The following is an 18,198-nucleotide window of genomic DNA, read 5'->3' as shown; positions in this document are numbered from 1 at the left end:
AGGCTACCAACGACGTTATGTGCCTATTTTTGGCACCGTTTAGAACGGATATCCAATGGCAATATTAAATATCAGGTTCTCCTTTCGCCAGGCTTTCCTACCAAAATCAATGTCGTCGATCACCCACGGATCATCCACAAGATAGGGTTTGCGTAACGGAAACGCAGTATCCAGTCGAAGTACGAAAAAGCTGAAATCTAATCGCAAACCGAGCCCCGTGCCTACAGCCAGTTCGTTGAGAAATGTTTTTGTTTTGAACGTACCCCCTTGCCTCTCATTATTGGGATTTTGCAGGAGCCATATATTGCCAGCGTCCAAAAACACTGCGCCTTTAAATATTTTAGTGATATCGAAGCGGTATTCAATATTCCCCTCTAGCTTAATGTCGCCACGTTGATCAATAAATCGTGTAGTGCTGTCGGACTCCTCGCGAATGTTATAAGTACCGGGGCCAATAGATCTGGCCGGAAATGCACGGATGCTATTTGAACCGCCGATTGAAAACTGTTTGATGTAAGGCAGCGTGGTAGAATTCTTATAGGCGTAACCGGCCCCCACAACAAGTCGTGTAGCCAACTTGTTGCGTTCGTCAAATTGCAAATAGTATCGAAAGTCGATGTCGCCTTTCACATACTGGGAATAGGGTGAATTAAAAATTTGAAGCGGCTCCTCTTCGGAATTCAATTGTCGCTGAATAGCATAAAAAAGATTACCGGCCACATCTACATTGCCATTGAAATAAAAACTATGCGTTCGATATTTCTTCTCTTCAAATTTTCGCATAGGGTCTTCGCTTAATTGGGTATTGAGCGTATAGGAGTACCTCGTTCCAATAATAAATTGGTCTTGAAATGAACTTGCTAATACTGAATTACTATCCAGCCGGTTTTGGAACTCTGGAGATTTTTTGTCAGTCTGAACAAAGCTGATGTCAATAGGGTACAGCTCATGTGATTTAGAAGCAGCTTCGAGCCACGTGTATCCTGCGCTGAGATTAAATGAATTTAAACGAAAATAGTTAACCCGGTTTTGCAGGTTAACTCCAAATGTAAATACCGTCTTAGGAATAAATTCGCGTGATGCATAATCAATTCGAATGGGTGAAATAAAGCGCGGAACTGTTAGGCTGGTTTCCATTCCGATTTCAAACGAATTTAAGGGCCCATCTCCGGTTTGACCACTTACCTGGACTTCATATGCAGAGTTTAACCGCAATTCAAATAACTCTGCACCTTTAAGAAAATTTCGATTCGTAAACGTAAAAGTAATTCCGGGACCCACGAAGTTGTTCGATTTGGATACCGCCTGTACCTCTGCTCGTAAGGATTTCTTTTTTAAAGGCGTTAAAAAAATATCCGTATTTAATAGCGATGAATCTTTATGGACTTCTGAAAATTTAACGTTTACAAATTTAAACACACCAAGGCCCATGAGATGGCTTAACGTAAACTCCTGATCCTCGCGCCTGTAAATATTGCCTCTTTTTAAATTGATTACCCGTGTGATTATCTCGGGCCGGAAATTGCCGGCTGAGTCGATATAATTATATCCCTCAACATTTTTCGCAAAGGATGTTTGTCTTGTCGAATCCATCGAAAGAGAATAGTTGGAGTATACATTGACATCATTGATTTTATAAATTCGGCGGGCTTTAGGGGGAATTCCTTTCTCTAACCGTAGCGCTAGATGTACTTTCCTATCACCAACGGTACTATCCGCTTGGAAAATCAAGTACCGGTCGTCGAAATAATAAAAGCCAACGTTCTCCAATTCCTCTTCAATGCGCGATTGTTCGGCTTGCATGCGCTCAAGATCATATCGTTGGTTTTCTTTTAAAAGTGATGTCTCCCTCAAACCTGTTAATATTGATGCATATACGCTGTCTCTGCCCCTCGGATATTGAATGGAGTCTAATCGATAAGGCCTCGGTAGAATTACGTCATAGGTTACCGATGTTTCTTTCTTCTTTGTTTGAACAGTGAAACTAACCTCCGACTGGAAATAACCTTCGTTGTAGAGTACGCCATTCAACGTTTTTGCCGTCCTGTCTGGTTTTACTTCGGAAAATAGAACGGGTGGTTTGCCTAATTTTTTCTTGATGAAATTTCGCAGTCCTCCTTTTTCCTTCTTTGGAGTGCCGGCAATGAAATAAAACCAGACACCAGGCCGCATGCCGAGAATTTTTTTATTAGGTTTTGGGTTGATGTACTCATCAAGCTCCCTTCTCAGTATTTTTTTTCGACCGACACGATTTCCTTGTGTATCAAAATTGATCTCAGATCCTTCGTAAAAGGTTTCACCTTCTTTTAAAAACTTGGTAGCAGTGCAGCTAAAAAGACTCATGCACAAAATGAAAATAAATAACGCGAAGACCAGCTTGTGACCTTCTTGCAACATGCCAAAACATAATGCTATGTTATTTCTCTTTCGCATTGGCTTTAAAAAGTTCGCGGAGCGTATCGTAATCCTTTATGTAGATTAGACCAACCCCGGTTTCAATAAGTTCTCCGCTGATAAGATCGAAGTTACTGTTTCTGAACCCCGTTATACGGAAGCGTCCATCTTCCGTCAACTTATATTCAAGTGCAAGGTCACCAATGTAATCACTTACGGAATTTTGATTTGATGTTTCCCCTTCTACTTCAAAATTTCCGGCAACTTTTACGACGAGTCGCTCGTCAAACAAACTCTTTGAAAGGCCTAGTTGTACCTGCGTTTGACCTTCGGCTGTTCCAGACGAATAGTCTTCATAGGATTTAACATCAAAGGAAAGCTCTACACCTTCGATGTTTTGAGAAAGACGATTTAATTGCTCGGAAAGAAGTTTACTAACGCTTCGCCTGGCAGTACTGGTTACATCCGACCCAGCACGATTTTCCAAAGGGTTATCAGAAATGAAACGTTTCAATATAAGTAAAGCAAACACTTGTTTATTGAGTTCTGATTCACGGGTATTAATATCCCTTAACTTGGCATAAACAGTTCCCCCAAAAGCATTTCGTTTGGACTCTTGCAAATCCAGTTGGAAGCTGATTTCTGGCGCAAGTAATTCACCCTTAATTTGCAGATACACTAAAAACGGTAGTCGCTGCTTATATTGATTGAGTTGCTGTGCATCATCAGTTTGATTTGAAACCAATTCTATAGCGGAAGTCTCCACTTCATAAATCGCGCGAATGTTTAATGTCGCATCAAGTGGATTTCCTGACCAAACGATGGTGCTTCCTTTTTCGATTTCAAATTTTCGTTTGACGAGTTTGTAAAAGGAAAGATCGTAACTGCCTTCGGTGATTTCGTATCGACCCGTAAGCGTCATGTCGCCGGTGGGATCGTGATTAAAAGTTAATGTAGAATTACCTTTTACAGAAAGTTTATCGCCCGTCGCGGGATCAATAATAATGTTTAGCGTTTCATTATCGTTTAATTCAATATTGGCTGAAATATTTATTCCTTTAAACGTAGATTTAAGTGTATCACGTGTATTTATGGCGCGAAGAAAGGGATCCTTCTTCGCATCCCTATCAATAAATTCTACGATACCCTTTTGTTCCAGTACCCCTTTTTCTGATTGTGGAACTACATATGTAAAATTACTTTCATCACTCAAATTGATGTTCATATTCACAACAGGTTGATCTAGGCTCCCCGTGATGCCAGCCTGGGTGGTAACTTGTACATTACCGTAAAATAACTCGTTATCCTTTTCAGTAGAGTTCAAAACCTGGAAATCCTTTGCCGAAAGTTTTAGGTTTAAATTGAAGTTGCTAAATGCCTCTGTAGTTATTTTTCCATCAAGTTTTGCGACATTATTCTGAAGGTCTTTCAATTCAAAGTCGGTCAAGACGATTTCTCCATCTTCTATGGAAATTTTTTCGTCTTCCAGGGTGAATTCACTATTTATGATGGAAGGTGTAAAAGAAACCTTCTTAAAATTTAATTGTCCATCAATATCAGGGCTGGATGTTGCACCTGAAATTGCAAACTGACCGGTGACATTTCCCTTGGTGTTTTTTAGTTGACCCCCGGTCAGTGGCTCGATAGTAGTCATATCTAATTTTAAGATGCGTGCCTCGAAATTTATTTCCGGCGGTGTGAGATTTGAGGAGAAGTATCCTCCAGCTTCGAGGGATGTTTTTTCTCCTTCTAATGCCAGGTCTATGTTCAGTGGTCCCGAAGATGTTTTTCCTAAAGCTAATGACAGGTTACCCCATTGCTGGTTTAATATTTTAAGATCGTCAATTCGTAGGGTGGAATTAAAAGCCCCTTTTTCAGCTGACATCATGTTTAAATCTCCGTTGGCCAAGCCATCTAACGGCGTTGTTCCCTCCACCAATTTTGTAATGTTCTGTAAGTTCAAGTCTTTAAAAACAATCGAAACGATTGAGTCCTGATCATTACTCGTTTTGAGAGCAATCATTTCATTAATGTTTGTAATCGAGAAATTATGTGCCTGAATTCCTTTGGAAGTGAATTGTAATGAATTATCTGATGGCGTTGTCCATGGAGCATAATTCATAACCACCTCATTTTGCAGGAACCTGAATTGAAAGACTTTTTCAAGGCTGTGGAAAACTCCTCCGAGTACGTATTTGTCTTTTTGCAAAGAGTCAAGAATTATCAATTTTGTACGAATAGAATCATTAGCAACATTTCCTTGTAACCGCAAGGCTTCAATGTGCAAGGTATCCACGAGTATGTCCCTGACGGATAACGTATAGGCTAGCGCCTTTTTATCCGATCTAACATCGAATTTAATTGAATCAGTTCCGACGCCGGCATAACGAATTTTTGCCAAGGCTATTGAAAGGTCAAGTTTGTCCTCGTTGCTGTCGAATTCTCCCCGAATGATGCCAGGAACAAACGGATCCAACTCGGGAACAATAATTTCTGTGAGGAGATCCGTATTTTTTATCCGGAGGTCAAATTTAAAGTTTTGAGGTTGTGTCGGTTTTTTGAAAGCTGTATCACGCAAGGAGAAATAATTGTTGAAGTGTCTCCGGATCACTTCGGACAAGCTAAATAAATTAATGGTTCCCTCGAAGTTACCGTCCAGGATATCGGACCGGATAGATATTTCACTTTGTCCTTTTTGGTCGATAGACGCAAATAAGAGGGAGTCTACAGCATATACATCGTTTCCATTAAAAATCGCAAACTTTCGGATGTCCAGGTCGCCATTAATAACTTTAAAATCAGCGGTGGCTAAATCAATGTCTAGTGTTCCTCGTGCTTTCAGAGGACGTACTGAAAGATTTAAAGCCTTGAAGTCAGCATTTTTTAATTCAAAAGTAAATTGATATTTAGGTATTTCTTGGTTGTAATCCAGGTCGCCATCAAGTTTGAAATTTAGGTTATCATCTTGCATCTCCGCGAGACCTGAGAAAAAGTATTTTTTGAGCCTTCCATCTACCATTAAATCATGATAGGTATAACCATTGTATAAAAAACTTTGGACATGCAATTTAATTTGGGAGTTCAGCTCTTCCATTGCCAGACCCGATCCATCCACTGAGACAGCTAGTGTGATCGGGCCCATGGTGTTTTCCTTTTTCAGCAGCTTCCCAATATTAAATTCGTCTAATTTTACGGTTGCTCTATATGCGCTACGATCAGGATTTTTTTCCTGGTGCAGTTCACCATCCAGATCTACCTGACCAAAGTTGCTTGTCAATTTTGCTTTAACGGTTGGTGAATTCATCTCGCCTTTAACATTTCCCTGAAGGTTTATCCATTCGGGGAGCGCCAACGTCGGAGGAATTAGAGAGTCAACCAGGATGGATTCAACGTCTGATTTCGTGGTATAAAATTTTTCCAGTTGGATATCAAAGAATGGATCGAGGGCTTTTCGTAAAGCAATTTTTCCTTTTAGGTTGATGGATGTTTTGCTTAAAGTTTCCAAGGCCAGGTGTTGGATACTCAAGTCTTTTAAATAACCTTTCACTTCCGTATTCAGCTGCAAGGTTGTGTTTTGTGTAATTTTAAGAGGAAGACTATCTAGTACGGATGGCGCAAAAAAATGAATATCCCTAAGTCCTATCACGGATTTTTGAATGTTAAGATCGACAAAAGCGTCCGGGTAGGATTCAGAAAGTGTTTGTATGGACTGAAACTTAGTTTGGGCGTTTAATGCGATGTTGCTGTTCGGTGAAATGAACTTGAAGTTGTCAATTTCAATAGAATTTTTTGTCATCAGAAATGTTGTTGACAATGTTTCAATGATAAAACCACTTCTTTCATAAAAGGAGAGATTTTCCAATTCAGCATTTATATTGTCTCCGCTCCAATTCAGATTGCTTGCCTGGGTATTAAGTTTTGTTACCCATAGGTGGTTAGTATCAAATTGTTCACGATGTACACGTTCATCAAAATTATGGTATTGGATGCTATTGTCGGACAGATCTAATTCGTCAACTGAAATCTTCCACGGTTCGCTTACATTCTTTGGTTCAGCCTCTTGTTTAACAGCTTTTTTATAACCAGCCATTTGATGATAGGATATAAAGGTATTATGGAGGGAAAACGTATTAACGTCAATCAGCTGATTGTTTAGGTCTATGTCCTCGGCATCTAATATCAGTTCGCCAAGAGTCAGTGCAAGATTTTGGCCTTTCGCCGTATGCTGATAACGTGCCTGAATATTTTTAAAATTTATTTCATTAACGCCGATATCAAATGGCTTTGAGGTTGACGAGTCAGGAACAATGTCAACTGTATCAGGTGCGATTTTAGATTGTATAACACTGATGATTACATTTTCAAGATCAATGTTGTCGGCTTTAATGACGGAATTCGTGAGATTAAATTCTTCGAGTGAAAGTGCTAAGGAACCCAGCGCTAGTGTTATCTCGTTACCTAAAAGCTGGTCATCAAAAGAAACGTTAATTTCATTTAATGCAATATCTCCAATGGAAAAGCTCCATGGAGTTTGAGTGGTATCTGGCGCTACCGTGGTATCGCCTGCAAAGGCGTTCACTATAAAATCAAAATTAAAAGCACTATCCGGTTCTGAACGGGTTACATTCCCCTTTACGTTTGAAAGCTCTATGTCATTCAATTCAATAGTGTGTTGGGTCAAAGCCCATAAGTCTGTGTCAATGCCTAGTTTACCGGCATATAGCAAGGTGTCTTGCTCCTGGTCTTCCACATAGAGACCGGTAAGAATTATTTTTTTTGGAATGGACAAACTGATATGTTCCAGCGTAACCTCCGTACCTATTTTTCCTTTTAGAAAACTTACAGCTTTTTGAGTGAGTTTATTTTGGATGTAGGGCACTTGAATCGCGAGTGCTACTAATACCAGGAGGCTGATAACAGACAATGAAATCCAACCAATTACTTTTAGAAGGGTAATCAGATATTTTTTTGGCTTCCACTGAAAATTCATTTGGGTAAGATAGAAAGGTCCTTTCTAATAAGGACAAAAACCGCTTTTTATTGTTTCGAAGATTTATGCGAGAGAGCCGATGATGGCTTTTTTTTCGAATTTGCTAATGCTTTTTTGTAATCGCTTTCTGCACCTTCAGCCATATCAGCATCGTGCGCTAATGGTTGATTTGTGCTTGAGTTCACACTTGTAAGAGAAGCATATACTGCATTCCCACTTTTATCTTCCTGATTTGGATGCTGTTGCGCATGAATCTTTTTTTTCATAAACGAACGTTAAAACTTCTTAAAAATGTCGTGTAATTAGTTGTGTTCACTAAGTGCATTCAAAATAAAAATCCCGGCCTTACCTAACGAAAACCGGGATTTCACGTAATCCTTTATCGTCACCTCTTAAAGATGCTAGCGCCAAATACCAATGAAAGTACAAATAGCACTAAGAAGATAAAGAATAAGACTTTTGCTATGGAAGCAGCGCCAGCGGCGATTCCACCAAATCCGAAGATGGCGGCTACAATAGCAATGATTAGAAATGTGACTGTCCAGCGTAACATAAGATTCAGTTTAAAGGTTAAAATTTATTTACTATTTATTTATTAGATGAAAGGCGGATTATGCCGCATCTTCCATTGCAACTTGTTTGAGTTCCTGTTTAAGCGAGTAATGCAGAATGTCTAGTCCAAGAAGTTTGAAAAACTTATCCAATTTTCTAAGCACTACAATGACAGCATTCAACGTTTCAATTTCGGAAGCAAACAGAGATTGTTTCCCGTCTTGATATACACCTTCGACAATTTCGTCCAAGTGATTACTGGCAATTTCTTTTTCGTTGTATTTCCAATTGCTGATGAAAAGCAATTGAAGCAATGAAGGCGTACGCTGAATAATATTAGTCAGCTGTTCATGCGACAAGTTTTTCCGCAGTTGAGAAATTACTGATCTAACCAAGTACACAATTTTACGTGTCGATGTAAATCCCAATTCATTTTTAATTTCTCCGAAGAATCTGATTGCGAGTTCCTCCATGGATAGATAACTAGTTGTGGTTGTCATATCTTAAGTTTGGTTTAGTCTTTTGTTCCTACTGAATGAATCTCATACCAGAGTCAAAACCGTATTTTTCGAGCTAAAAAGTGATTTCGTGTATTTCTTGTTGTGGAGTATTATCTACGGATGTTAATCATAAACTCCACAAACTGCTACACGTATTTTCAGAGACTAAAATTTTTGAGAGACTCAACGACTTCTTGAAATAGAGTCTGATGTTGCTTTCTCGGTCGGCTTGGGGATAATGTTGCACGACGAGGTTATTATGTTATTTCTATATATAGGTGAAATAATGATTTTGAAATCTTTTTAAGACTGGCATAATGTTTTCTTCACTGCCAGTGAAGAAGTCGTTTAAAACATTTAAAACTAAAACTCTTAAAATTTATGAATCTCACAAATGACCCTAAAAACTTAATCGGTGGCTTTATAGCAGGAGCTGCTGTGGGCATTGCAATAGGAATGCTCCTGGCACCGAGCGATGGAAAGAAAACACGTCAACAAATCGTCGACGGTTCAGTTAAACTAAAAGATAATTTAGTTGGAACTGTAAATGAATCTATAGAAAAGCTGAAAGATCAATTTAACGCAAAGGTTGATCAGATTGCAAAAGAAGGAAAACAAAAGGCGGATTATACAAGTGAAAAAATAAAGGTCTAGCCATGACCTTTCACTATGTTCAACTTAAACACCACAATTATGAACAAGCTAACCATAGAAGGAAACTGGAACGAGATTAAAGGTAAACTGAAACAGAAGTACGGCAACCTTACCGACAATGATTTAACTTTTGCTAAGGGAAAAGAAGAGGAGATGTACGGACGCTTGCAGCAAAAATTAGGTAAGACAAAGGATGAAATCCGAAAGGAAATTGAAAATTTTTAATGGCTTAATCAAAATTAAGTAAACGGCGCCATCGAATAGATGGCGCTATTAGTATACACCAAAATTTAAAAATTATGAAAAAGGTAATGTTGGTTGCAACGCTGGCAAGCGCTGTAATCTTTACACAATGTACGCGCACTTCTGAGAATAATGTTGATGCAACGCAAGAAGCAATTGTTGATGACATTAAAAAAGAAAAGGCAGAGGTGGCTCAGGAACTTCGCGAGCTTCGCGATGATATTAACAACCGCTTGGACAAAGTGTCGAAGGAACTGGAAAAAGGCAAGATTGATGCGCGGGAAGATTTGGAAAGTGTAAAGAAACAACTAACAGTTCAGCGAGATAAAGTTGAAAAATCATTAGATGAAATCAGCAACTCGTCTGATGAAACCTGGGACGATATTCAACAAGCGTCGCGTAATACGGCGGCAGAAATAAAGCTCGAGTTTCAAAAGCTCCGAGAAAGAATCGACCTGGCTTTGGAAAACACTCGTGATGACGATAATGACAACGATAAATAATTGAAATATGAGAAATACTGCAGCAAAACACATGGCAGCGCTGACCATGCTGATCGCTATACTCAGCCAAATTCTTATGGGATGCAATGCCACTAATACAACAAAAGGAGGTGCCATTGGTGCTGGTGTAGGTGGTGCTATCGGCGGGGCTATTGGTCATCGTTCCGATAACACCGTAGTAGGAGCGATTATCGGAGCTACCGTAGGTGGCGCTGCTGGTGCAATCATAGGCCGCCAAATGGATAAACAAGCGGAAGAATTGAAAAGAGATTTAGAAGGAGCGCACGTAGAAAGAGTAGGGGAGGGAATCCTTATCACTTTTGAATCAGGTTTGGTTTTCGACACAGAATCTTATAGTCTTCGTGAAAATACCAAAACAAATCTTACAGATTTGTCTGAAACACTAAAAAAATATGACGACACAAATATTCTTATTGAAGGCCATACGGACAACAAAGGTGAAGACGCTTACAATCAGAAACTATCGGAGAATAGAGCAGATGCCGTGGAAAATTTTTTAGTGGGTCAGGGAATTAAAGACACACGAATCACCACTAAAGGATACGGCGAAGGTCAACCGCTGGATTCAAATGAATCGGAGGCTGGAAGACAAAAGAACCGTCGTGTAGAGGTTGCGATATATGCCAATAAGGAAATGAAACGACTGGCAAAAAAGGGCGAGCTAGGAGAGTCGGAGTAGCCTGGCTGTACCGTGGGGTTGGCCCTTTGACTTAAAAGAGCCAACCCTTTTATATTTTCTTTGAAGGATGTGAAAATAAGATCTAAAGAACCTTACTGGCTATTGAAGAATGGGATAATAAACTCTTATCCTTCACTCACTAAAAATGTGTCGTGCGATGTATTGATAATAGGCGGTGGGCTGACCGGAGCGTTGATGTCTTACCAGTTCAGTAAGGAAGGGTATAAGACAATATTAATAGATAAACGTGATATCGGCACTGGAAGTACGAGCGCTAATACTTCTATGGTTCAATATGAAATTGACGAACCGCTATATGGATTGATTGAGATGGTGGGGAAGGAGGCCGCCGTAAATGTTTATAAAGCATGTGAAGAAACGATTTATAAGCTTGACAAAATAGTAGATACATTGAAAATCGACTGTGATTTTAAATTGACAGATAGTTTACTTTTTGCTAAGAATCTGCAGGATGCGGATGGACTAAAACGGGAGTTAGCCTGTAGAAAAATGGCGGGCCTTACAGTGAAATGGCTTAATGCGGATCAAATTTATAAAGGTTACGGCATCCTTAGTGAGGGCGGAATATTGTCAGAGACAGCAGCGCGTATGGATGCATATAGGTTGACTCATGCTTTAATCGACCATTCGGTTAAGAAATTTGGCGCTAAAGTGTTTGACCACACTGCAGTGGCTTCAGTTGAAAATATGGCAAGTAAAAATTATGTCACCGTTGATACATCTGCTGTGATAGAAAGTAATTTTATTGTTTATGCTACCGGGTATGAAACACAAGAATTAATTGGAAAGAAGATCGGAAAGCTTGTTAGTACCTATGCATGCATCAGCGAACCATTGACAAACCTACCGATGGCGTTGAACGACGCTATCTTTTGGGACACCGGAAACCCCTATTGTTATTTTAGGACAACCCCCGATAATCGGATATTGATTGGTGGAGAGGATGAAAATTTTAAAGACCCTGAAAAACGTGACGCGCTCATTGAAAAAAAAGAGAGCCAATTGGTTTCAATGTTTCACCAATGCGTTCCTGGTATGGATTTCGTACCTGACTTTACCTGGGCAGGCACATTTGGTCAGACGAAGGATACGTTACCGTATATTGGCCTGCATCCCGATTTTCCAAACAGTTACTTTGCGTTGGGCTTTGGGGGAAATGGCATTACGTTTAGTGTAATGGCAATGGAGATATTATCAGATGCCGTGGCAAAGCGGCATAATAAATTTTTAGAGTATTTCGGTTTTAATCGATAAACTAAATGGAAAAGATATGGAAGCGAGTCATATTGAAAAATTGAAAGAGCTGGTAAGCCGCTCACGCGTAGCAATGTTAGGAACTTCAGAAAACGGACTGATCCGTTTCCGGCCAATGTCGCATGTAGATATCGATGATAATGGAAGAATCTGGTTCTTTACTTCAAAAGATTCATTTAAGACTGACGATATTAACCATAATCCAATGGTTCATCTAATATACATCAATGAGAATGATAGCATTTATCTAAGCGTTGAAGGCATGGCTCGGGTGGTTGACGATCAGCAACGAATGAAAGAATTATTTAATCCCTTTGTCAAGGCCTGGTTTCCTAAGGGATTAAAAGATCCTTCACTTGCGCTCCTTGAAATAAACCCTGTCGAGATGGAGTATTGGACCAACGACGATAGCAAGGTGTTAACCTATATGAAAATACTCACTGCATCAATCACCGGTGCAGAACCCTCCATCGGAGAACATGGCAGATTAACGATGTAAGTTAATATTGGCATAGATGAAAGGAACGTGGGTAGTCACATTCTCATTGTAGAATATCTGCCTCAGATAAATTAGCTTTTTCATGCATTTTTCATTGTGATGCACTGGTATGTTTTTAGCCTTCACAAAACCATACGTTTTAAACACAAAAAAAAGAAGATATGAAAACTAAGACACAATCCTCCAAAACAAGTGGCTCTTCCAAGAGCTCGACACGCAGTGCAAAAAATTCCAAAGAAACTCTTGAAGATATTTTTGAAGAAACTTTAAAAGATATCTATTGGGCTGAAAAGCATCTTACAAAAGCTCTTACTAAAATGTCCAAGGCGGCTTATAACGAAGAACTAAGGGATGCGTTCGATACACATCTCGAAGAAACCGAGATGCAAATCGGGAAGTTGGAGAAATGCTTCGAACTTTTGGGGAAGAAACCTGTGGCAAAAAAATGTGAAGCCATGGAAGGCTTGATCAAGGAAGGTGAGGAACAAATTGAAGAACATGAAGAAGGACATGCCCGCGATGCTGCACTCATAGGCGCCGCTCAGAAAGTGGAACATTATGAAATTTCTGCTTACGGAACACTTCGTACAATGGCAAACGTTTTAGGCATGACACAGTGTGCAGAACTGTTAGAAGAGATAAAGGATGAGGAGGCTGAAACGGATGTGAAGCTGACCGAGCTTGCCGAGAAAATAAATTTACTCGCTTGCGAAGTAGATGAAGAAGAGGTTTAGTCCAAAATGACGTGATTGAAAAAGCTGCCTTCAGGGTGGCTTTTTTTTTAACAGGTGATACCCATATTTATCTAGACTGCTTTGTCAACAGCTTAAGTTTAAAATTTTCTATGTAGATAATTCCGTCAAGTTCCAAAAACTGTGGCACCGTTTCTACAATTACCCACCTTTTTTGTGGCAAAACCAATGGTTTTTACGATTGGCAAGATTTTTAAAATAAATAAGTAAACCAAATATTATGAAAGCCAACGTAAACGATCGAGATAAATTTGATGCTACTGAAAAAATGCCCACGCTAACCGAGAAGATTAATAAAGCCCTACAACAAGGATATTCGGAAAATTTTAAGATTACCTCCAAAGGACTTACAGATGAAATGGGGGACAAGTTTTATTCAGCATCAGAAGTGCACATTCCTAATTTTCATCGCTTCGAAGGGTACTCAGATCCACAGGACAACGCGATTCTTTATTGGATCGAAACCGCTGACGGAAGAAAGGGAATCCTGGTGGATGCTTATGGCGCTTATGCGGACGTTAAAGTGAACAATTTTATCCGCGAGGTTGAGGATATCCACAAAACAAAAAAATAGTCTAACCATTTGATTTAACCGTACGTGTCATGTTTACCTCGATGAAGCTGGTATCGGATAAGATTAGTGCCGTAAAACCCAGGCCGGAGTTTCCTCCGGTTACCTTTAACCGACTATGCTATAGTTACCTTAACAATGATTGGATCATGGTTATCTCGTCATGCTGTACTTTAGCGACTACACTATTCACACTATTGCTTTCATTCAATAATAATCTTAATATTAAGTATTAAGTATTATCAACATACCGTACGAGCTGTGCATATAACCCGACTTGAGTCAATCAAAATGCATCGGAATTATAAGCGCACAGCTGCCTTGGCAAGCCTGGAATATGTTACTGATGGCAACCCAGGGATAATTCGGGAAAAGCGTGGAACAGGCTTTAGCTATTCTTTGAACGGCGAACTGATAAAAGACAAAGAGACTTTATTGAGGATTAAAAGGCTGGTAATTCCGCCAGCCTGGACCAAAGTATGGATTTGCCCAAGCCCAAACGGCCACATCCAGGTTACGGGTTATGATGTAAAAAACAGAAAACAATATAAGTATCATCCGAACTGGAATACGGTTCGCAATCAAACAAAATTTCACCGCCTCTATGAATTTGGAAAAGTACTTCCTCAGATGAGAAGGAAAATGGAAAATGACATCTCCAGGTCCAACCTTTCTAAAGAAAAAGTTCTTGCCACCGTCGTAAGTTTAATGGAGCGTACATTCATTAGAATTGGAAATAGCGAGTATGAACGACTGTATGGTTCCTATGGTCTTACCACATTAAAAGACGGCCATGTGGATATCAATGGAGCCACTCTCAAATTTTCTTTTAAAGGTAAAAAAGGCGTATACCATTCCGTTACGTTAAAAAATAAAAGGTTAGCCAAAATTGTTCAAGCGTGTAAAGATATTCCTGGTAAAGAGCTTTTTCAATATCTCGATGAGAATGGGGTTCGCTGTAGCATCGATTCGGGAATGATTAATAACTATATCCGCGAATCGACAGGTAAGGATTTTTCGGCGAAAGACTTCCGCACGTGGGCGGGATCCCTTTCCATTCTAAGTTCTTTCAAGGCACTGGGTGACGCACATACGCAAGCAGAAAAAAAGAAGAATATAGTCGCAGCTTTGGATGAGGTAAGTTCAAAGTTGGGAAATACCCGTACCATCTGTAAGAAGTATTATGTTCATCCGGAAATTATTCGCCTCTACGAAGAGGATAATTTACAAAAATATTTACGCGAGTTGGATGCAATTGAAAAACCTGATGATCATAGTGACCTGACTCAAGAAGAAAAAGTTTTAATGAAGATTCTCAAGAAACTTTAATGGAGGGTTAGCATTTTACTTCTTATTTGCGTTTTACTATTATTCAAAACGCTAATAATTTATGAAAAGAAATGGTAAACCCGCCAATGGAAAATCAAGTCAACAATCCGTCACAAAAATCCCACACAACAAGGCAACTTTCTTTGACAGAATTTCAACGACCGTAACACGGGCGGCGGGCAGGCCTGGGGCTACTATTCTTGCTTTTAGCCTGATCGTTATTTGGGCGCTGAGCGGGCCAATCTTTAATTTTTCCGATACCTGGCAATTGGTAATTAATACTGGCACGACCATCATTACATTTTTGATGGTATTCATTATCCAGCAATCACAAAATAAAGATACCCTCGCATTGCAACTTAAGCTGAATGAATTGATTGCATGTCAGGAATTGGCGAGTAACCGGTTGATCGATATTGAAGATTTAACGGAGGATGAACTGATGGTTTTAAAAAAGTTTTACGTTAAGTTATCCGATCTAGCAGAAAGCGAAAACGAATTATATAGTTCTCATTCCTTGGACGAGGCTACCACCTTCCATACCCGGAAAAAGTCTAAACGTTCTGGCAAAGCGTAGAATATTGTACCATGTAACATTGGGTATTTAAATCCACAGCGCGGTTATCTTTCCATGCTTAGAAGCGTTATTGGGTGTCTAAAACAATGGATTACAGATGGCACGTAATTTCTCTTCTTCGAGCAGAAATTAAAAGTGAATGAACTTCAGAAGACTTCTTTTACAAATTGCAGAGATATACAGATTCATTAGTCGATTTTTTAAAGAGGCAATATTTCCACCTTATGAAGGAAGAGAAATCATGCGACAATGTTTCGCGATGGGTAATAAATCCTGGTTTCTCATCACGTTTACGGCATTCATTGCTGGAATAGTTTTCACTAAGCAATCCAGACCATCCTTAGCCTCTTTTGGCGCCGAATCGTGGCTGCCTTCACTTGTTTCTCAAGCCGTAGTAAGGTCGCTCGGGCCATTAATCACCGGCTTGATCTGTGCCGGTAAATTGGGCTCTAATATTGGAGCGGAGTTAGGTAGTATGCAAGTTTCAGAACAGATAGATGCCATGGAGGTATCGGGGACCAGACCGTTTTCTTATTTGGTCGTAACGCGTGTAATGGCCACAACCTTGATGGTACCTATTCTCGTCGTTTATACGGATGTGGTGGGACTTTTAGGGTCCTTTTTTATGGTAAACTCCATCAATAATTCAAGCTTTCTTTTGTTTTTTAATGAGGTTGCAGAGTCTATTACATACCTCGATATATTTTCGTCTTTGATAAAATCAGCATTCTTTGGCTTTGCAATTGGAATTGTCGGATGTTTTGCAGGATATCATTCAGATAAAGGCACCACAGGAGTAGGTAAGGCTGCGAATATCGCTGTCGTTGTTTCGATGCTTTCAATTTTTATACTGGATTTGGTGACGTTACAGGTAATAAATCTCTTCAGACGATGACTAAGGAAACAATTTTCACAAACCCCGAGAATCCTTCTACAAGAGAAAAGGTGGCCGAAGTACGTCATCTGAAAAAAAGTTTTGGTGACCTAAAGGTGCTTCGCGACCTCAACCTTGATTTGTACGATCGTGAAAACCTGGTGATTTTGGGCAGGTCGGGAACAGGAAAATCGGTGCTTATAAAATGTATGGTTGGTTTGCTAAAACCTGACGAGGGAGAAATAAATGTATTGGGATATGATGTTCCATCACTTAATCGTCAGAAGCTGGATGAGCTGAGGCAACAGGTGGGGTTCTCCTTTCAAGGCAGCGCATTGTATGACTCCATGACGGTAAGGGAAAATTTAGAATTTCCACTGAAAAGAAACCGCGGTATTTATGATAAAAGCGAATTAAACGAACTTGTTATGAATGCGTTAACGGACGTGGGCTTAGAAAAAGCTGTCAATCAGTCTCCTGCTGAATTATCCGGTGGAATGAAAAAACGGGTTGGGATAGCCCGAACGTTAATACTGAAGCCTAAAATTATGTTATATGATGAGCCCACTGCAGGGTTGGACCCGGTAACATCCGGAGAAATTAACGATTTGATTTTAGAGGTTCGCGATAAATATAACACCGCTTCAATCATCATCACACATGACATTAGCTGTGCACGCCATACTTCTGACCGAATCATCGCCCTGTTCGGTGGATACAATAAAATCGAAGGAACATTTGATGAATTAAAGAAAAGTGACGACGCAGACTTAAAACAGTTTTTCAATTATTAAAACTACGACTATGGAACCCAAAGAATATAGAGAAAATATAAGGTTAGGGATATTTGTGATCACTGGCATAATTCTGTTTTTCGTTGCCATTTTTTACATCGGCAGTGAGCGCAATGTTTTTAATAAAACTTTTACCGTATCTGCTATTTTCAAAAACGTGGAAGGACTGACTGAGGGCGATAATGTATGGTTGTCTGGCGTAAAGATAGGAACCGTTAAAAGTGTGACGATTATTTCAGAAGGAAAAGTAGTGGTGAGCCTTTCCTTAAAAGATAAACAGAATGAATACATCAGGGGAGATGCGACCGCCTTTATAGGATCTGACGGTCTGGTTGGAAATAAGATTGTGATCATAAGACCCGGGTCTTCAAATGAATCGATCCAGGATAATGATACAATCAATTCACTTTCACCTACCGATACCCAAGATTTAATTAATATTGCCAAAGATGTTGGATCAAATACGCGTTCCTTAACTGACGACTTAAAAATGATCACAGCAAAAATTAACAAGGGACAAGGCGTGGTTGGAGAGCTTTTAAACGAGGGAGAGCTATCTCGTGATCTTCGCGAAACGATTAATTCCCTCCGTTTAGCAAGTCAAAATACAAATCAAGCCACGGTAGACTTGAAAAAATTAGTTTCTGAAATAAATAGTGGCGAGGGTCTTGTTACAAAACTTATTAAAGATTCAACCTACGCCACCACATTTAATAGTGCACTACAAAACGTAGCGGAGGCAGGTGTGAATGCAAAAGTAATGTCTGAAGACCTAAAAGAGGTGGTTGCGAAATTCAATGACGAGAATAACGCTATCGGGGTGTTAGTATCCGACAGTACATTTGCAAATAAACTTCGACATACTTTAAGCAATGCACAATCCGCGTCCGTTAAACTCGATCAAAATATGGAAGCATTGCGTCACAACTTTCTGTTTCGGGGTTATTTCAGGAAACAGGCAAAAAAAGTTAAGGAGCAAAATAAATAATTC

The 18,198-nt window shown here is 39.6% G+C and carries 18 protein-coding genes; 13 read left to right on the top strand and 5 right to left on the bottom strand.

Translation table 11 applies throughout. From position 1 onward, the window contains the following. Positions 1-39: 39 nt before the first annotated feature. The 5 genes from P2W71_RS17305 to P2W71_RS17285 all read right to left on the bottom strand — a co-directional run bounded on the left by P2W71_RS17305 (position 40) and on the right by P2W71_RS17285 (position 8,436). Positions 40-2,433, bottom strand: a complete 2,394-nt coding sequence (locus tag P2W71_RS17305; RefSeq protein ID WP_276372553.1) for a BamA/TamA family outer membrane protein — start codon at positions 2,431-2,433, stop codon at positions 40-42. Then, on the bottom strand, positions 2,417-7,384 hold the full coding sequence (locus P2W71_RS17300; protein WP_276372551.1) for a translocation/assembly module TamB domain-containing protein: 4,968 nt from the start codon (positions 7,382-7,384) through the stop codon (positions 2,417-2,419). Before P2W71_RS17300 ends, P2W71_RS17305 begins: the two co-directional genes overlap by 17 nt. A gap of 47 nt (positions 7,385-7,431) precedes the next feature. After that, positions 7,432-7,650, bottom strand: coding sequence for a hypothetical protein (locus tag P2W71_RS17295; RefSeq protein ID WP_276372549.1), 219 nt, complete (start codon positions 7,648-7,650; stop codon positions 7,432-7,434). Positions 7,651-7,769: 119 nt separating this feature from the next. Continuing rightward, positions 7,770-7,937, bottom strand: coding sequence for a DUF1328 family protein (locus P2W71_RS17290; protein WP_276372548.1), 168 nt, complete (start codon positions 7,935-7,937; stop codon positions 7,770-7,772). Between the two features lie 58 nt (positions 7,938-7,995). Beyond that, complete coding sequence (locus tag P2W71_RS17285) at positions 7,996-8,436, bottom strand: hypothetical protein (RefSeq protein ID WP_276372547.1); 441 nt, start codon at positions 8,434-8,436, stop codon at positions 7,996-7,998. 381 nt (positions 8,437-8,817) lie between these two features. On the opposite strand from P2W71_RS17285, the gene P2W71_RS17280 reads away from it, so the two are divergent. The 13 genes from P2W71_RS17280 (at position 8,818) to P2W71_RS17220 (ending at position 18,195) form a co-directional block, all read left to right on the top strand. Next, positions 8,818-9,090, top strand: coding sequence for a YtxH domain-containing protein (locus P2W71_RS17280; protein WP_276372546.1), 273 nt, complete (start codon positions 8,818-8,820; stop codon positions 9,088-9,090). Between the two features lie 39 nt (positions 9,091-9,129). Next, positions 9,130-9,315, top strand: coding sequence for a CsbD family protein (locus P2W71_RS17275; protein ID WP_276372545.1), 186 nt, complete (start codon positions 9,130-9,132; stop codon positions 9,313-9,315). 74 nt (positions 9,316-9,389) lie between these two features. Then, a complete protein-coding gene (locus P2W71_RS17270; protein ID WP_276372544.1) occupies positions 9,390-9,836 on the top strand; it encodes a hypothetical protein in 447 nt (148 codons plus the stop codon). Positions 9,837-9,843: 7 nt separating this feature from the next. Beyond that, positions 9,844-10,536: an OmpA family protein gene (locus P2W71_RS17265; protein WP_276372543.1), complete on the top strand. Its 693-nt coding sequence runs from the start codon at positions 9,844-9,846 to the stop codon at positions 10,534-10,536. Positions 10,537-10,605: 69 nt separating this feature from the next. Beyond that, positions 10,606-11,811 (top strand): FAD-dependent oxidoreductase, encoded by a 1,206-nt coding sequence (locus P2W71_RS17260; protein ID WP_276372542.1) that lies wholly within the window; start codon positions 10,606-10,608, stop codon positions 11,809-11,811. A 16-nt stretch (positions 11,812-11,827) separates the two neighbouring features. Beyond that, positions 11,828-12,310 carry a pyridoxamine 5'-phosphate oxidase family protein gene (locus P2W71_RS17255; protein WP_276372541.1) on the top strand — a complete coding sequence of 161 codons (483 nt, stop codon included), beginning with the start codon at positions 11,828-11,830 and terminating at the stop codon, positions 12,308-12,310. A gap of 161 nt (positions 12,311-12,471) precedes the next feature. After that, positions 12,472-13,044 carry a ferritin-like domain-containing protein gene (locus P2W71_RS17250; RefSeq protein WP_276372540.1) on the top strand — a complete coding sequence of 191 codons (573 nt, stop codon included), beginning with the start codon at positions 12,472-12,474 and terminating at the stop codon, positions 13,042-13,044. 238 nt (positions 13,045-13,282) lie between these two features. Next, positions 13,283-13,636: a hypothetical protein gene (locus P2W71_RS17245; protein WP_276372539.1), complete on the top strand. Its 354-nt coding sequence runs from the start codon at positions 13,283-13,285 to the stop codon at positions 13,634-13,636. Between the two features lie 288 nt (positions 13,637-13,924). Continuing rightward, complete coding sequence (locus P2W71_RS17240) at positions 13,925-14,962, top strand: DNA topoisomerase IB (RefSeq protein WP_276372537.1); 1,038 nt, start codon at positions 13,925-13,927, stop codon at positions 14,960-14,962. A gap of 61 nt (positions 14,963-15,023) precedes the next feature. Further along, on the top strand, positions 15,024-15,539 hold the full coding sequence (locus P2W71_RS17235; RefSeq protein WP_276372536.1) for a low affinity iron permease family protein: 516 nt from the start codon (positions 15,024-15,026) through the stop codon (positions 15,537-15,539). A gap of 139 nt (positions 15,540-15,678) precedes the next feature. Further along, complete coding sequence (locus P2W71_RS17230; RefSeq protein WP_276372535.1) at positions 15,679-16,434, top strand: ABC transporter permease; 756 nt, start codon at positions 15,679-15,681, stop codon at positions 16,432-16,434. Next, on the top strand, positions 16,431-17,207 hold the full coding sequence (locus tag P2W71_RS17225) for an ATP-binding cassette domain-containing protein (protein WP_276372534.1): 777 nt from the start codon (positions 16,431-16,433) through the stop codon (positions 17,205-17,207). Before P2W71_RS17230 ends, P2W71_RS17225 begins: the two co-directional genes overlap by 4 nt. Before the next feature lie 10 nt (positions 17,208-17,217). Then, positions 17,218-18,195 carry an MlaD family protein gene (locus P2W71_RS17220; protein ID WP_276372533.1) on the top strand — a complete coding sequence of 326 codons (978 nt, stop codon included), beginning with the start codon at positions 17,218-17,220 and terminating at the stop codon, positions 18,193-18,195. Positions 18,196-18,198: the final 3 nt, after the last annotated feature.

Source organism: Chryseolinea sp. H1M3-3 (assembly GCF_029360725.1).
GTDB lineage: Bacteria > Bacteroidota > Bacteroidia > Cytophagales > Cyclobacteriaceae > Chryseolinea.
This window is presented reverse-complemented; position numbering and strand designations above follow the sequence as displayed.

Coding starts and splice junctions, on each gene's coding strand:
- P2W71_RS17305 (WP_276372553.1), bottom strand. CDS start 2,433: ATGCGAAAGAGAAATAACATAGCATTATGTTTTGGCATGTTGCAAGAA.
- P2W71_RS17300 (WP_276372551.1), bottom strand. CDS start 7,384: ATGAATTTTCAGTGGAAGCCAAAAAAATATCTGATTACCCTTCTAAAA.
- P2W71_RS17295 (WP_276372549.1), bottom strand. CDS start 7,650: ATGAAAAAAAAGATTCATGCGCAACAGCATCCAAATCAGGAAGATAAA.
- P2W71_RS17290 (WP_276372548.1), bottom strand. CDS start 7,937: ATGTTACGCTGGACAGTCACATTTCTAATCATTGCTATTGTAGCCGCC.
- P2W71_RS17285 (WP_276372547.1), bottom strand. CDS start 8,436: ATGACAACCACAACTAGTTATCTATCCATGGAGGAACTCGCAATCAGA.
- P2W71_RS17280 (WP_276372546.1), top strand. CDS start 8,818: ATGAATCTCACAAATGACCCTAAAAACTTAATCGGTGGCTTTATAGCA.
- P2W71_RS17275 (WP_276372545.1), top strand. CDS start 9,130: ATGAACAAGCTAACCATAGAAGGAAACTGGAACGAGATTAAAGGTAAA.
- P2W71_RS17270 (WP_276372544.1), top strand. CDS start 9,390: ATGAAAAAGGTAATGTTGGTTGCAACGCTGGCAAGCGCTGTAATCTTT.
- P2W71_RS17265 (WP_276372543.1), top strand. CDS start 9,844: ATGAGAAATACTGCAGCAAAACACATGGCAGCGCTGACCATGCTGATC.
- P2W71_RS17255 (WP_276372541.1), top strand. CDS start 11,828: ATGGAAGCGAGTCATATTGAAAAATTGAAAGAGCTGGTAAGCCGCTCA.
- P2W71_RS17250 (WP_276372540.1), top strand. CDS start 12,472: ATGAAAACTAAGACACAATCCTCCAAAACAAGTGGCTCTTCCAAGAGC.
- P2W71_RS17245 (WP_276372539.1), top strand. CDS start 13,283: ATGAAAGCCAACGTAAACGATCGAGATAAATTTGATGCTACTGAAAAA.
- P2W71_RS17240 (WP_276372537.1), top strand. CDS start 13,925: ATGCATCGGAATTATAAGCGCACAGCTGCCTTGGCAAGCCTGGAATAT.
- P2W71_RS17235 (WP_276372536.1), top strand. CDS start 15,024: ATGAAAAGAAATGGTAAACCCGCCAATGGAAAATCAAGTCAACAATCC.
- P2W71_RS17230 (WP_276372535.1), top strand. CDS start 15,679: ATGAACTTCAGAAGACTTCTTTTACAAATTGCAGAGATATACAGATTC.
- P2W71_RS17225 (WP_276372534.1), top strand. CDS start 16,431: ATGACTAAGGAAACAATTTTCACAAACCCCGAGAATCCTTCTACAAGA.
- P2W71_RS17220 (WP_276372533.1), top strand. CDS start 17,218: ATGGAACCCAAAGAATATAGAGAAAATATAAGGTTAGGGATATTTGTG.